Origin of the sequence: Candidatus Chloroploca sp. Khr17 (assembly GCF_004138165.1) — a bacterium.
Classification (GTDB): Bacteria; Chloroflexota; Chloroflexia; order Chloroflexales; family Chloroflexaceae; genus Chloroploca.
In genome coordinates this window covers 130,003-144,677 of sequence record NZ_RYFF01000010.1, presented here as the reverse complement: position 1 = coordinate 144,677, position 14,675 = coordinate 130,003, and the positions used below count along the sequence as shown (strand labels likewise).

12 protein-coding genes and 1 pseudogene are annotated in these 14,675 nt (G+C 56.9%); 3 read left to right on the top strand and 10 right to left on the bottom strand.

What is annotated here, in order from left to right; genetic code table 11:
- Positions 1–75: 75 nt before the first annotated feature.
- The 3 genes from EKD05_RS08670 to EKD05_RS08660 are packed head-to-tail and all read right to left on the bottom strand — an operon-like array spanning position 76 to position 2,331.
- Complete coding sequence (locus EKD05_RS08670; RefSeq protein WP_129672032.1) at positions 76–918, bottom strand: PHP domain-containing protein; 843 nt, start codon at positions 916–918, stop codon at positions 76–78.
- Positions 919–925: 7 nt separating this feature from the next.
- Positions 926–1,786 (bottom strand): DMT family transporter, encoded by an 861-nt coding sequence (locus tag EKD05_RS08665; RefSeq protein ID WP_129672031.1) that lies wholly within the window; start codon positions 1,784–1,786, stop codon positions 926–928.
- 2 nt (positions 1,787–1,788) lie between these two features.
- Entirely contained in the window at positions 1,789–2,331 is a 543-nt protein-coding gene (locus EKD05_RS08660; protein WP_165360648.1) for a rhodanese-like domain-containing protein, read from the bottom strand.
- 905 nt (positions 2,332–3,236) lie between these two features.
- On the opposite strand from EKD05_RS08660, the gene EKD05_RS08655 reads away from it, so the two are divergent.
- Positions 3,237–4,205: an MBL fold metallo-hydrolase gene (locus tag EKD05_RS08655; protein WP_129672029.1), complete on the top strand. Its 969-nt coding sequence runs from the start codon at positions 3,237–3,239 to the stop codon at positions 4,203–4,205.
- Positions 4,206–4,286: 81 nt separating this feature from the next.
- Here EKD05_RS08655 and EKD05_RS08650 read toward each other — a convergent pair whose 3' ends face one another.
- The 7 genes from EKD05_RS08650 to EKD05_RS08620 all read right to left on the bottom strand — a co-directional run bounded on the left by EKD05_RS08650 (position 4,287) and on the right by EKD05_RS08620 (position 12,844).
- Positions 4,287–4,601: a hypothetical protein gene (locus EKD05_RS08650; RefSeq protein WP_129672028.1), complete on the bottom strand. Its 315-nt coding sequence runs from the start codon at positions 4,599–4,601 to the stop codon at positions 4,287–4,289.
- 2 nt (positions 4,602–4,603) lie between these two features.
- Positions 4,604–5,830 carry a hypothetical protein gene (locus EKD05_RS08645; RefSeq protein WP_129672027.1) on the bottom strand — a complete coding sequence of 409 codons (1,227 nt, stop codon included), beginning with the start codon at positions 5,828–5,830 and terminating at the stop codon, positions 4,604–4,606.
- A gap of 114 nt (positions 5,831–5,944) precedes the next feature.
- The gene (locus EKD05_RS08640; protein WP_129672026.1) at positions 5,945–6,577 is read right to left on the bottom strand and encodes a cytochrome c; all 633 of its coding nucleotides are present in this window, start codon (positions 6,575–6,577) and stop codon (positions 5,945–5,947) included.
- A 10-nt stretch (positions 6,578–6,587) separates the two neighbouring features.
- Positions 6,588–7,133, bottom strand: a complete 546-nt coding sequence (locus tag EKD05_RS08635; protein ID WP_129672025.1) for a DUF3341 domain-containing protein — start codon at positions 7,131–7,133, stop codon at positions 6,588–6,590.
- 68 nt (positions 7,134–7,201) lie between these two features.
- Positions 7,202–8,647, bottom strand: coding sequence for an NrfD/PsrC family molybdoenzyme membrane anchor subunit (gene nrfD / locus EKD05_RS08630; protein WP_129672024.1), 1,446 nt, complete (start codon positions 8,645–8,647; stop codon positions 7,202–7,204).
- Between the two features lie 193 nt (positions 8,648–8,840).
- Complete coding sequence (locus EKD05_RS08625; protein ID WP_129672023.1) at positions 8,841–11,963, bottom strand: TAT-variant-translocated molybdopterin oxidoreductase; 3,123 nt, start codon at positions 11,961–11,963, stop codon at positions 8,841–8,843.
- Positions 11,964–12,184: 221 nt separating this feature from the next.
- Positions 12,185–12,844 carry a cytochrome c3 family protein gene (locus EKD05_RS08620; RefSeq protein ID WP_129672022.1) on the bottom strand — a complete coding sequence of 220 codons (660 nt, stop codon included), beginning with the start codon at positions 12,842–12,844 and terminating at the stop codon, positions 12,185–12,187.
- Positions 12,845–13,175: 331 nt separating this feature from the next.
- Between EKD05_RS08620 and EKD05_RS08615 the strand changes: the two genes are divergently transcribed.
- Together EKD05_RS08615 and EKD05_RS25695 are read left to right on the top strand one after the other, a co-directional pair.
- On the top strand, positions 13,176–13,976 hold the full coding sequence (locus tag EKD05_RS08615; protein WP_129672021.1) for an EI24 domain-containing protein: 801 nt from the start codon (positions 13,176–13,178) through the stop codon (positions 13,974–13,976).
- Positions 13,977–14,251: 275 nt separating this feature from the next.
- Positions 14,252–14,675 (top strand): annotated as a pseudogene (locus EKD05_RS25695) (hypothetical protein); the annotation flags it as partial.

Below are 14,675 nucleotides of genomic sequence, written 5' to 3'. Positions count from 1 at the left end.
CCCCCGCCGTGCCGTGCCCCCGCCCCCGTACGGGCACGGCGGCGCCGTGCCCCGCCGCATCCCCGCCCGCCGCGCTCACAGACGAGGGCTTCGGCCAGCCAGGCCGTTCCCCTCAAGCAACGTCACCTGTGCAGGCTCCAACGCCGCCAAGGCCTGCGACGGATGGTGCGAGTCAGATCCACCACTCACCAGCAGGCCATACGTCGCAGCCAGCGTTCGGTAGAACTGCTCCTGTGCCGGGGTGTGCGTCGGATAATAGACTTCAAGTCCATCCAGGCCTACCTCAACCATCGCCACAATATCCGCCTCATCCGCCGGGATCGCATACACCCCTTTGCTGCGCCCAGGGTGCGCCAGCACAACCAACCCGCCCAGCGTATGCGCCACTTCGATGATCGCGGCCACACTCAACGGCTGATACGAACCAGGGCGCTCCTGGAGCAAGAAGCGCATTCCGGCGGCTTCGTCATCGTCGCCCGCCACACGCCCGAGCAAGCTATTGCTACGCGCCAACGCCGTCGCAACCTCAGCCACATTGGGGGCGCGTCCGAGCTCTTCCAGCCCCTCCAGACGAAAGCCCTCGGCAGGCAACTCGCGCCGTAGGCGTTCAGCATCAGCCTGATTGCGTTCAAAGACCGCCGCGCACAACGCCACCAGTGCCCGAGCCGCGGGATCAACCCCATAGACCAGCGTATGCCAGAGCTTGCCCCCATACGCGCTGTCCAATTCCACCCCGGGGATAACCCGCACCCCGTGCCGCTGGCCCGCCGCCATCAACGGGGCCACGCCCACCATCGTATTATGGTCAGTCGCCGCAATCACCGTCAGCCCACGGGCTACCGCCGTCGCCGCCAGCGCTTCGGGCGTCCACGTCGCATGGTGTGGCGTTGCCGTCGTATGAAGATGCAAATCAATCATGTCAAATCTACTTACGCAAGTTAATCCAATTCCCAAAAAGCATCACCGCCGCCCCGACCAGCACCAGCAGATCAAGTGGCTCCTGATAGAGCAACGCCCCGACGATCGCCACCAGGGGCAACCGGAGAAAATCAAGCGTGACAACAACCGTCGCTTCCGCCACCTTCAGCGCACGCGCCATACAGTAGTGGGCCGTCAGCGCCGCAACCCCGACGACACCCAGCCACGGCCAGAGTTCAAGCGCAGGGATCTGCCAACTGGACAGGGCCGGGATCAGGCCCATCGGCAACTGTAGCACCGTCATATAAAAAAGGATCGTCAGCGGCGTATCGTGCAACGCAAGCTTGCGCGTCAACGTATGCGAGAGCGCATAGCCCACCGCCCCTGCCAGCACAGCCAGGGCCGCCGGATGGATCACCTGAAAGCCAGGCCGCAGAATAATGATCAGCCCGACCATCCCAAACCCAATCGCCGTCACCCGCTGAACCGTAATCCGTTCCCGCAGAATCAGCGCCGCCAGCAGCGCCGTCCAGATCGGCACGGTAAACTCAAGCGCAAAGACCTCGGCCAGGGGAATAAAGGCCAGCCCGTAGAACCAACCAAACTGCCCCCCAAAATGAGCCAGATTGCGCACAAAATGCAGCCCCAGTTGCGGCGTGCGTACCTGATGCCACCCCGTTCGCCACATCAGCAGGCTCACCACAAAGAGCCCGATCACGCTGCGGAAAAAGAGGATCTGAAAGGTACTCAACGCCCCGGTCAGCTCGCGTCCGCCAACCGCCATCGCCGTAAACGAAAAGAGCGCCCCACTCATCCAGAGGGCCGCCACCACCATCGCGCTACGGGGCACCACTTGTTTTGCGGCCATACCTACTCAAACTCAACAGGATGTCCGGCATCGCGCCATGCCTGAAAACCACCCTCAAGCGCGATCACCTGGGGAAAGCCCTGTTCCATAAAGATTTGCGCCCCACGCTGCCCCGAGTCAGGGCGCGCAGCATCTCCATACGCAATAATGACCGCCCCCTCGGGCAACGTGCTCAGACGTTCCTCCAGTTCACGCGAGGTAATCGTCAAGGCCCCGGGGATATGCCCCTCGCCATACGCCGAACCAGAACGAACATCAATAAAGATCGACTGACCGGCATCAAAATAGGCCCGTGCCTCAGTATGACTGATCACCTGCACCGCAGGGCCAGCCGGGTCAACTGAACCATGAACAACCCCCGGCGACTCAACCGATCCCGCCGAGACAGCCGTCTCTGGCGTAGCAGGCATACTCTGCTCGACCGCCGCTGGCCGTATCGTCAACACAACCGCCACAATCGCAGCCAGCATCAGCAAGAAAACAACCACAACAGGCATCAGCCACCCGGGTGCTTCGCGCTGCTCATCATCATTGTATGTTGTCATACGTCCTTGAACAATCCTCATCCTCAACTATACCAACTACCTCTGAAGCTCCCGCTTCATGTCACCCTGAGTACCAAATGGCCCGCAGGCCAATGGCACTGAAAGAAACAAGCTTTGTTTCTTAGACATGTTTCAGAATCGGGCCTTCCAGCTTGACCGTTTGGTAGCACCGGCTTCCAGCCGGTGGGGCTTCCTGACAGCTGGAAGCCGGTGCTACCTTCGCTGCGAACGGTCAAGCTCGTTTGAAACATGCCTTAGAGAAGGTTTCAGGGTGCTTTCCAGTTTACGCTCATCGTAGTGCCGACTTCAGTCGGCTTCCGGCTCGGCCAACTAAAGTCGGCACTACGTAGGGTGCCAACTGTCAAGTGCCTACAAACCTTGCCTTAGGAGCAAAGCGAAGGGTCCCTGGCGTGTCATCCGCCCCAGATACTCCACGGCGCTCAGCCTGACCACAGCGACCGCGTAACTGTTCACATGTGGGGGAACAGACAAGCCTGGGCGCGAGGGCGTCCCGCCCTCGGGGTGGATTTATTGTAACACAGACCACCTGGAACCATTCCTTCTCTTGCGCAGAAATGGTAGACTAACACCAGATGTCATAGTCCTTGACTCACTAGTCTGTGAAGTACATTTTCTGCTCTGCTGCCTAAGAGAGTGCTGGCTTCAGCTGGTTTTCAAGAATGAAAACAGGGAGTGCCGACTTCAGTCGGCTTCCGGCTTAGCCGACTTCAGCTGGTTTTCAAGAATGAAAACAGGGAGTGCCGACTTCAGTCGGCTTCCGGCTTAGCCGACTGAAGTCGGCACTCCGGTTTGCCTGATGTAATTCTTAAAAGCCATAAGCCGACACTCCAGCATACCACGAAACTTCGTTCACAGACTACTCACCCGATCCCAGGAAAACGCATATGCCTCTTCAGCAAGTTGCCCACAACATCTATCTGGTGCCCCTCCCTTTGCCTTTTGCCCTCAACAGCGTCAACTGCTACCTCTTGCACGATGACACTGGCTGGACGATCCTCGACACCGGCTTGCATACAAGGGCAGGCGAAGCAGCGTGGCGCATAGCATTTAACGAGCTCAGGATCGAGCCTGCCGCCATTCGGCAGATTGTCTTAACGCACTATCACCCGGATCACTTCGGGATGGCCGGCTGGCTCCAGGCACTGACCGAAGCACCCGTCCTGATGGCCCCGCGCGAACGCGAACTGGCGCACCTCTCATGGGGCCTGCCCGCAGATCAACAGGATCCCATCATCCCCCTGTTACAGGCTCACGACGTACCAATGAGCAACGTCGAAACCATCGAGGTCGCACTGGCCCGCCTCCGTGCCGCAACGCAGCCAATGCCAACCATAACCCCCCTGGAACCAGGCAGCACGCTACTCATGGGCGGACGGGCATACGAGGCGCTCTATGCACCAGGGCACAGCGACAGCCAGTTGATCTTCTACACCGCCGAGGAACGGTTGGTCTTCTGTGGTGATCAGGTACTCAACAAGATCACGCCGCACATCGGCGTCTGGCCCACCAGTGAGCCAGATCCACTGGGGCGTTACCTGCGCTCACTCGGTGCCCTGATCAAACTTGACGTCGCCCTCGCCTTACCAGGACACAAAACCCTGATCAACAACTGGCACGAGCGCATCAGTGCCATCCAATCCCACCACGACCTGCGACTCGACGCCATGCGCAGCGCCGTCGGCAACACAGAAGCCACAGCCTACGACGTCGTCGGGCGGGTCTTCCCATATGACCGCTTTAGCCCGCACGAACAGCGTTTTGCACTTGCCGAAACCCTCGCCCACCTCGAATATCTCGTCGCCCAGAACGAACTCCAGCGCGACCAAGGGGTGCCGATACGCTACTACGCCTAACAACGCAGATCAGGTCATGCGACACGAGAAACTGCCAGCTTTGCTGGCAGTTTCTCGTGTCGCATGACCAAACAAAGAACGCTAGGGGTTCGCAACCGGCGCATCGCGGGTAGGCAGACCACGCTCAAGAATCAGATCCATCGCCCGGTCAATCGGGATATGGACATTGCCCTCGAGTGTATAGCCATAGCTACTAAGTAGAGCCCGATCAGGCCCAACATAATCACGGTAGCTTGCGCCAGAAATCGGATCAGCACTCGGCACAAACGGCACGCGGCCCGCCAACAGCACAGCAATGCTCACAATGACAAAGATCGTCAACATCAGAGCCATCAAACGACCTGCGGAAGGCAACTGCGGCTCGTCCTGAACAGAAGGAGAAAAGCGGTAATTCATAATTAATGATGCCCTCCGGCGTGCAACGAGTCCATTTGAGGATCGTTGAGCGGCAGCAGCGAGGCACGCTGCATATTCCAGGCCCAGATCGCCAGCCAGACCCCAAAGAGGCCAACCGGTGCGGCCAGGTTCACCCAGCTAATCTGCGTCACCTGCTCGTGGAATTCAGGCAGAATAACCCAGACCATATCAACGACACGCATAAATAAGATCACCAGCGCAATCTGCGCGAGACGGTTCAAATTCCGCTTATTGCCACGGCTGAGCAGCGCAAGGAACGGTGCAAAGAACGAAAGCGTCATCAACAGCAACGAAACATACACCCATCCGCCATCAATGCGTCGCGCATACCAGGGGGTAAATTCAGCGACATCGCCCGACCAGATAATCACAAACTGCCCAAAGGAGACATACGTCCAGAGGATCGTAAAGGCAAAGAGCAACTTACCAAGATCGTGGATCGGCTTGATCGGCACATGCTCTTCAAAAAGCGCGGTATGGCGAATCTGGGTCAGGGCCAGAATGATAAAGGCCAGCGTCCCAAGCCCGGCATTGACCATATAATGCACACCATACATGGTCGAGTACCAGTGCGCATCGAGTGAAAGGCCAACATCCAACGCAAAGAAGGTGACACTCAGCACAAAGAGGGCCGTACCAATACCACTCAGTTTTCGCATCCGGTCAACCATCGCCAGACTCTTGGCCCCGCGATCCTGTTGAAGCGACCAACTGCGCAACAGCAGCGCCAGGCCACTCCAGATCACAAAGTAGATGACCATCCTGGCAGCAAACCATGCCGGGCTGAGCCAAGGCACCTTGTGAGCGACCAGCGGGTCAAAATTCTCACCACCTGGCGTCACCACACTGGGGTCAGCCCAATGGTAGATGAAATGCTCAAGGTTAAAGAAATTATAGACAGTCAGCACCACCGGCACGCTTAGGATAAAGAAGATCGGCAGCGCCAGCGCCCCAGCTTCAAGCATACGACGGCTCATAATGCCCCAGGCCCCACCCGTCAGATGTTGGATCATCAAAAAGGCGAGACAGCCAAGCGGGAAGGCCATCACAAAATAGAAGCCGAAGATATAAGACTCGAGAAAGAGTTGCGGATTGATGAAAAAGCCAAGCGCCAGCAAAGCCAGGCCGATCACCGCCGCGCCGATCCCAAACAACTGAAGCCGGTTCAACTGTGGAACCTGAGACCGAGAAAGTGTCGTCGTCGCCATACTCAACCTTTATTCTACGCTACAGAAGACCGGATACAGGCTACAGGAGGCGGAGGCAGGGTGATGGAGTCCGCATTGCGTTCTCCCTGACATCCACCCCTGCATACTGCCTCGTCAGTTACCGAGCGTGCTGCGCTGATCGGGCGGAACATCACTCAGCGTGGCATTCTGGCTCAACTGGAGTGTACGGATATACGCGGCTATCGCCCAACGGTCTTCTGGCGCGATGCGAGAGGCATACGAGTACATTGACTGATAGCCACCAGCTGCGGGATCGCCACGATAGACCCCAACCGTAATAATATTGTAGAAGTGACCAATTGGCGCATCACGCAGGCGTTGCTGATGGAAATTAGCCGGGACAATCCCGCCCCGCTGGGCCACCATACTCTGCCCATAGCCAGCCACCCCGTGGCAGAGCGAGCACCAGATATTGTACTGTTCCTGGCCGCGTTCCAGCAATTCACGCGAGACCGCAAAGGGCATCACATCGCCCACAGCGCCATCAATCAAGCCGGTATAGAGATACTCATCCGTACGGGCCTGGCCATAAGCAACCGTCCCAGGCACCTGTGGACGAGCACTGCGCCCATCCTCAAAAAAACTGGATGGCTCATACGTACGATAACTTGGCTGTTGATACATATCCTGGTGACAGGCGGTCAACGCGAAAGCCAGCATGACAAGCCAACCGTACCGAACAAAACGGGTCAGCACAAGCGAACAACGGGAGCGTAGCGTCTGCATGGTGGCCCCCCTAGTGGGCAACTTCAGAAACCTGCAGCGGGCCAAGGCTGCGCAGGAACTGAGATGTCTGCGAACGGTCAAACAACGGGTCGGTCGCCTCAATGCACAGGAAGAAGGCATCCTGCGACGCCCGGTCGAACCGAGGCGCATTGAAGGCGGGGTGATAGGGCATCGGCAGGCCATTCAGCACCACCATCGAGATCGCGGCGGTGAAAGCAGCAAAGAGGATGCCCAACTCAAAAGTAATCGGGATCATCGCCGGCCAGTTGGAAATATCAAGCGGTCGCCCACCGATATTCAACGGATAGTCAATGATATTGCCGATATACTGCAGGATAAACCCGGCTGCCGCACCACTGAGGCCAGCAATCAACACCAGGATCGGTACACCAGTATTGCCCGGGGCAACTTCTTCGATAACCTCTTCGATCGGGAAGGGCGTATAGGCATCCATTTTGCTATAGCCTGCCGCTTTGGCCTTATGAGTGGCCTCAATAAGCGCAGCAGGAGTCTGGAACTCTGCCATCACACCGTAGATGTCGCTGCGATTCTGCATAATCTACTCTCGCTAGGATTACGTCCTTCAGAGAAGACAGAGCATCTCCCCTGAGGACATCATGCCACTCAGTCAGCCGAAGCCGGATTGCTTTCGCCGCCTGTATGTGAAGAATGCGACGTCCGATGGAGTCGTTCTTCCTCCTGGTACTGGAAAAGCCGCATCTCAAAGATATTAATCATCGGCATCACGCGGATGAAGAGGAAGAGCAGGGTAAAGAAGAGCCCGAAGGTACCCAGGTAAAGTGACCAGTCCCAGAACGTTGGCACATACTGCCCCCACGATGAGGGAAGGAAATCACGCTCGAGCGAGATGACAATGATCACATACCGCTCAAGCCACATCCCGATACTGATAATGACCGAGATAACCAGCAGGGCGGGAATGCTCTGACGTACCCGTTTGAACCAGAGCGGCTGAATAGCCACGGCATTACAGAAGAGCAAGCCAAAGTAGGCCCAGGCACTCGGCCCATTCAGGCGATTAAAGAGCAGGTATTCTTCAAACACGCTGCCACCATAAAGCGCTGCCCAGACCTCCATAAAGTAGCCATAGACGACGATCATCCCCGTCGTCAACATCACCTTCGCCATCACATCGAGGTGGCGCATCGTGATATAGCTCTGGAAGCCATAGATCTGGCGCACCGGGATCATCAGGAGCAGCACCATCGCAAACCCAGCAAAGACGGCACCGGCAACGAAGTAGGGCGGGAAGACAGTGACTTGCCAACCGGGCACCTGAGAAATGGCAAAGTCGAGCGAGATGATCGAGTGAACCGAGACCACCAGCGGGGTTGAGAGGCCTGCCAGCAAAAGCGAAGCCATCTCATAGCGGTGCCAGTGACGGGCCGATCCACGCCAACCGAGGGAGGCGAGACCATAGGTTCGCTTGGCCCAGATATTGGTTGAACGATCACGCAGGGTTGCAAAGTCAGGCAACAGACCAACCAGCCAGAAGACAAGCGACACACTGGCATAGGTCGAGATCGCAAAGACGTCCCAGTCGAGCGCACTACGGAAGTTGGGCCACATCCCATGGGTATTGGGATAGGGGATCAACCAGTAGAAAAGCCACGGACGCCCGAGGTGCAGAATGGGATACATCCCGGCACAGGCGACCGCAAAGAGCGTCATTGCTTCCGCAAAGCGGTTAATCGAGTTACGCCAACCCTGGTTCAGCAACAAAAGAATGGCCGAGATCAGCGTACCAGCGTGACCGATACCGATCCACCAGACGAAGTTGATGATATCCATACCCCAGGCGACCGGAACATTGATACCCCAGATACCAACGCCGCGGAAGAGCAACCAGGTCACGGACATCAAAAAGATCATCAGGAGAGTGAAAGCAATCGAGAAGCCAACCAACCACCCTTTCGGGGTCTTGAGCGGACTCACGAGCGGTACATCGCCGATCTTCTGGGTCATCGACGTATACGTCTCGCCAGGGAGGAGGTATGCCTCCCCCGGATCGGGCGGCGGCGTGTTGCGAAGGGGTTGCGCCTGTGCCATGACTATCCTTAAACTAGGTCTGCTGGCCTGACACCGCCTGCCTTATGCAGTGCCATGCAAGAACAACGCGGCCAGGATCGAACCTGATCCTGGAGGGTGGCCAGCGTGTGCGTCAGCCATACCCATGTGGACGGGAAGCCATCCAGACTGGGTCAGGGGACAAAGCCGGGGTTGGTCAGCCCCGGCCTAGCCGCTAGCCGGCATGCTCATCATCTTCTTCATGTTCGAGCGCCGCATTTGGATTGCGCACCCGAGCAAGATAGGTCGTACGTGGGAAGGTATTCAATAAGCCCAGGAACTTGTAGTTATGACCTTCAGCTTTCCATTTTGCGACGCGGCTTCCGGGATCATTGATGTCACCGAAAACAATCGCCTGGGTGGGACACGCTGCTTCACACGCCGTCACAATCGCCTCATCCTCAATCACGTACTCCTGCTGACCGGCGGCGACCGCAGCTCGTTTGGCGGCCTGACGAGCTGCGCTGATACGCTGGATACAATAGGTGCATTTCTCCATCACACCACGATTGCGAACCGTCACATCAGGATTGCGCATCAACTGGTAGCTAGCCGTATTGAGGTCGGTGTATTGGAAGAAGTTGAAGCGGCGCACCTTGTAAGGACAGTTATTGGAGCAGTACTTGGTGCCAACACAGCGATTATACACCATGTTGTTCAAACCTTCATAGTCATGAACGGTAGCCACGACGGGGCAAACCACTTCACATGGGGCATGCTCACACTGCACACAGCCCAGTGGCAACAAGAAGGTGGAGGGATTATCAAGATCCGCCCCCGCAAAGTAGCGGTCAATCCGCAGCCAGTGCATCTCACGACCCACCGCAACCTGATCTTTGCCTACCACCGGGATATTATTCTCGGCCTGACATGCCGCAATACAGGCATTGCAGCCGATACAGGCATTGAGGTTAATGGTCATACCCCAGGCATTGCGGCCTGTGTAATCAACCCCCGGCTGGAGCCCAACATAGCCCTCGGTTCCAGGGCCGGGCGTATCTTTGCCATAGTGGTGCTGGTAGACTTCCCTGGCAATATACTTGGGATCTTCTTTGAAGCGCTCGAAGATGCCAACCCGGTAAATATCGCGTTCCATCATCGTCCAGTGGTTCTGGGTCGAGACGAGCTTGTACATACGCCCACTATTACGCGCCTGCGCCCCGGTACCAAACCAGAGGGCATCACTGGTACGCAGCGGATAGACATTCACCCCTACGCCATCGCCGACCCGCCCAGCGGCCGTACGCCCATAGCCAAGCGTGACCGTAATCGAGTCTTCGGCGTGTCCAGGCGTAATCCAGAGGGGCATCTGCATCGTGCCACCACGATACTCAATAGTGACGACCGTACCATTTGCCGACGTGAGCTGTTCGAGCGCATTGGAACGTTCGAGCTCATCACTCTTATGCAGGTCATCAATACTGAAGGGCAGACCAAGCAGGCGAATGGCCGTGCTTGCATTCATCAGGGCCGCGTTATCCCAGACCAGTTTATTCAATGGGCGGGGCAATTCCATCAGCCAGCCATTATTGGCATAGCTACCGTCCCAGATAGAAGGATCGGGGCGGAAGACCACCTCGAGACCCTCGGCGGCGGCAGGCAACTGGATCGCACCGAGTTGAAGCGCGGGCGTCACCGTTGGAGCAGCGCTGCCATTCACCACGCCATTGGCAAGCGCCGTCTGCCAGAAAGCCTCGAAACTACCATTCGCAAGCGCACTGGTTTGCCAATAGGCACGCACAAGATCGTAGGCACTGGACGCAGGCTGCCGCAAAAGCACAGCCATCACCTGATGGACGGTCTTACCGCCATAGAGTGGCTCGATCAACGGCTGGATCAGCGAAACGGTGCCATCAAAGGCACGGGCATCGCTCCAGGTTTCAAGGGTGTGAGTTGCAGGAACATGCCACGTCGCGAGGTTCGCGGTCTCATTCACAAAGAGGCCATGATGCACCGTGAGGGGCACCTGTTGCATCGCATCAGGGAAGCGCAGATCACCGGGGGCATCATACACGGGATTGCCACCGAAGATAAAGAGCGCCTCAACAAGGCCAGCATTCACCTCATTGATCAGGTTCGCGAGTTCACCGACCTGGCGGGTCGGGCGGGCCTCAACTGGCTCGGTATAGATCACCGTCTGACCAGCATTGCCGAGGGCCGCATTGATCGCGTGGACAAGGGCATGCACCTGGGGCGGCTGCTGATCACCGGCAATCACCAGACTGGAACCACGCTGCGCCTGAAGATCGGTCACTACAGCATCAACAAAAGCCGTTGCGTCGGGGGAAAGTGACGGGGCCGAGCCAGTGCCGAGACGCGCAAAGATGGCGGCAGCGACATTGGCAACGTCACTCGCCTTGAGAGGCAACCGATGATCAGCCGTGGCACCAGTCGTCGAGGGCGAGGCCTCGATCACATAGAGCCGATTCATCTCGGTACTCTCTTTGTTGACCCGGCGAGCATCCACAAAAGCGCGGGCATAGGGCAGGAAACCAGGGCCAGGTGCCAAGAAATCGGCATCAAGGGCAACAACCACATTCGCCTGAGCAAAGTTGTAGCGCGTAGAGACATACTCACCAAAAGCGAGCACCGCCCCTTCATAGACATTATCGCGATTCATTGGCTCGTACTGATACCAGCGTGCTTGCGGGAAAGCAGCCTGGAAAGCCGCAAGTTGGGCCGCGAGCGTTGGTGAGGTTACGGTTGGGGTCAACAGACGCAAACCAGCACCCTGGGTAGCCCCTTGCGCTGTCAAACTATTAGTGACAGTCGCCACAAAATCATCCCAACTGCTGGGCGCACCGGCATTGAGTACCGTCTGCGAGCGGTCGGGGTCATACATCGTCAAAATCTCGGCCTGAGTAAAGATATCGGTGGCCCCGAGGCTCGCTGGGTGCAGGGGATTACCCTCAATCTTGGTTGGGCGGCCATCGTTCGAGCGTACGAGCACACCCGACGCATACCCGTTGAGGGTTACGGCTGTTGCGAAAAACTGCGGAATTCCTGCAAGCCGTCCTTCAGGCTGTTGAACAAAAGGCGCAAGCTGTTCAGGACGCATATAGGTACAACCCGTCACCCCGGCTAGGGCGAGGGAAGCACCCATTAACTTCAGGAACGTTCGACGTGTCACCGGATCTGGCATCTCAGACGCTCCACGAGGGAACTCACGCTCAACCAATTCGCGGAATTCAGGGGTGTCAGCGAGTTGATCGAGCGAGCGCCAGAACTGCTTGCCGTTTGACGAGCGAAGTTGCTCGCGGATGGCTTCGAGGTCAGAATTCGGGGTGGTGCTTGTCATTGCCACTGTCGCTTTACTTCTGGGTAGTTTATCGCTCGGCAAGGGGAAGGTACCAGCACCTTCCGAACGAGGAACTACATTGTCTGAGCTACGGCCTACGTTTCACCACAATGCTCACGGAAGTTGAACCATATCATTCAACCTGAGGCTCTTGTGCAACCTTCACAGTCTCCAACAAGAAGGCATCCCAGAAGGCAGGGGTGCCAGGGTGACTCAGCATCTTACCGATGGCACACCCAACAGTTCGTCAATTGATCGGGATGCATCACACCATACTCAGCGACAAGTTGCAGCCCAAGGGCCGTCTGATTGGCAGGCTGGACATATTCCATGTTATAGACTTCGTCGCGAGGGCGGAGGTACTCTTCAGGGTTACGGTGGCAATTGAGACACCACCCCATGTAGAGCGCCTGGGTTTGCCAGACCACGGGCATTTCATTGACCTGACCATGGCACGTAGAACACCCCACCCCTTTGTTGACGTGCGTTGCATGGTTGAAATAGACAAAATCAGGCACGTTGTGGATACGCTCCCACAAGATAGGCTGACCAGTCGCGTAGCTCTCAACCACAGCTGCCAGAGTGGGGCGGTAGGTCAAGATCTGCGAATGGCAGGTCATACAGGTCTCAGTGGCAGGGATGTTGGCAAAATAGGACTGATTGACCGAGACATGGCAGTAACGGCAATCAATACCCAGGTTATCAGCATGGATCTGATGGCTAAAGGCCACTGGCTGCTCGACAGCAACATTGATCTGTCGAAAATAGTTGGAGCGAAAATAGACGGCGGTCATCAGGGCGATCTCGGCGATCAGCAGGAGGCTGGCAAAAATGCTCAGCCGGGCCAGTAGATTGGCGTTACGGGGAAAAATCTGTCCCATGCCTCATAACCTTCTAGGGGACCCCTGTGCAGGAAAGAGCTTTTCCTTATTATAGCGCTCTTTGCTTTTGTGTCAACCAAACGGCTTGCACCATCACCCATCAAAAAGCAGAGTTATGTGAAGATAACGCCACAAATGATGTGTTCTGCATTACAGTACAACTATCTTGTGATTTACATATAATGCATGATGCTGCATTCCAGGTGGTCTCAAAGAGGAAATGTTACGCTATTCCTGGAGAGAAAAAGATCCCGGCACACGAGTTGCACGTCACGTCAGATGATGTCATGATACACAATACTGACGTGAGTTACAGAGAGATGGAGATCGTATGCACTTGCTAGCTGGCGTAATCTATCCTGTCCGGGCACTCCAACTGATCAATCAAACGCGTCGCCTCTGGGGGTATATTGTGATCCCGGTGCTGGTCAATCTGGTGCTGGGAGCGTTGCTCTACCTCGGGTTATTTGTGGTCTTGATGCAACAACTTCAGGCCCGGCTTGACCAGAGCACCCTGTTGAGCGGGGTCGTGCTGGCGATCCTCGGCGTTGTGATGGCTATCGGGTTGGCAATCGCCATTGGTTTTTTGCTGGTGCGTTTTGGGGTGGTGCTGGGTGCCCCCTGGTATAGCCAACTTTCGGAAGAATTAGAGCACATGATCCTTGGTGATCGTCCGCGCCCCGCGAAACCCAGGGCCACCGAGATGGTCTATGATGTCTGGCGGGCGCTGCTCTTTGAGAGCAAGAAGCTGCTGCTTTTGCTGGTGGGTTGGCTTTGTACGGTGCCCCTGTTGCTCATTCCGGGGCTCGGGGGAGGGCTCTTTGCCACGCTATGGTTTGGGATGGGGGGCGTGCTTTCGTGCCTTGATTTTTTTGATGGACCGCAGGAACGGCGGCGCTTCAGCTTTCGCCAAAAGCTGGGTACCGTTCGTGCGACCATGCCCGCCAGCCTAAGTTTCGGGGTCGTTGCCTTTGTGCTCGTCTCGATCCCACTGGTCAATCTCTTCGCGATCCCGCTCTGTGTGGTGGCTGGCAACCTCTTTGTCCTCGAGCAGATGCCGGGGAGATTGCAGGAAGTGGAAGGGGCACAGCGGCGCCGTGACCCAATGGGCGGAAGGGGCACGCCGCCGTGACCCAACGGGTATGCGCAAGTTAAAATCGTTTTAATTTACATAATAGTGTTGCAACCAGTGGTTGCAACACTGTTTCTTTTTTTGTGAACCAAGTGCGGTACCATGAAATAGACTGCGTTGGGGGTGCCCAACGCCAGGAATGATCGTCTGAAACCAGTATCACATGCATGCCAATCCCAGGGGTCAAACGGCAATTCAAGCGTAGCGCACCAAGCTAGGGTCATGTAAGTCTTGAACGGGGGCGACATGCAACGTGGTTCAAAGGAGACACCACGATGGCTATCCGTTGTATCCCCCGTTTTGTGTTGAGCCTGCTCTGTGTGGGCATGTTTGTTGCCCTGAGCAGTAGCCCGGTGGCGGCTAGTGTCACGAAGCCCCCCGGAGCGCTTGAAACCACAGCTGATACGCCGGTTGAATACCCTCTTGCCGCCGTTGATGTGAGCGGCACGATCAGCAGCAATACCACCTGGACACTCGCGAATAGCCCGTATCGGGTCACCGGCGATGTGACCGTGGCTGCGGGCGTCACATTGACGATTGAGGCGGGGGTGGTGGTTCAGTTCGTCCAGTACACCGGTCTCTCGGTTGATGGGACGCTGAACGCCGTTGGGACGGCGGCAGACCCGATCACCTTCACGGGCACGACCCAGGCGGCGAACTGGTGGCGCTGGATCAATGTGCAAAATGACGGGTCGGCAA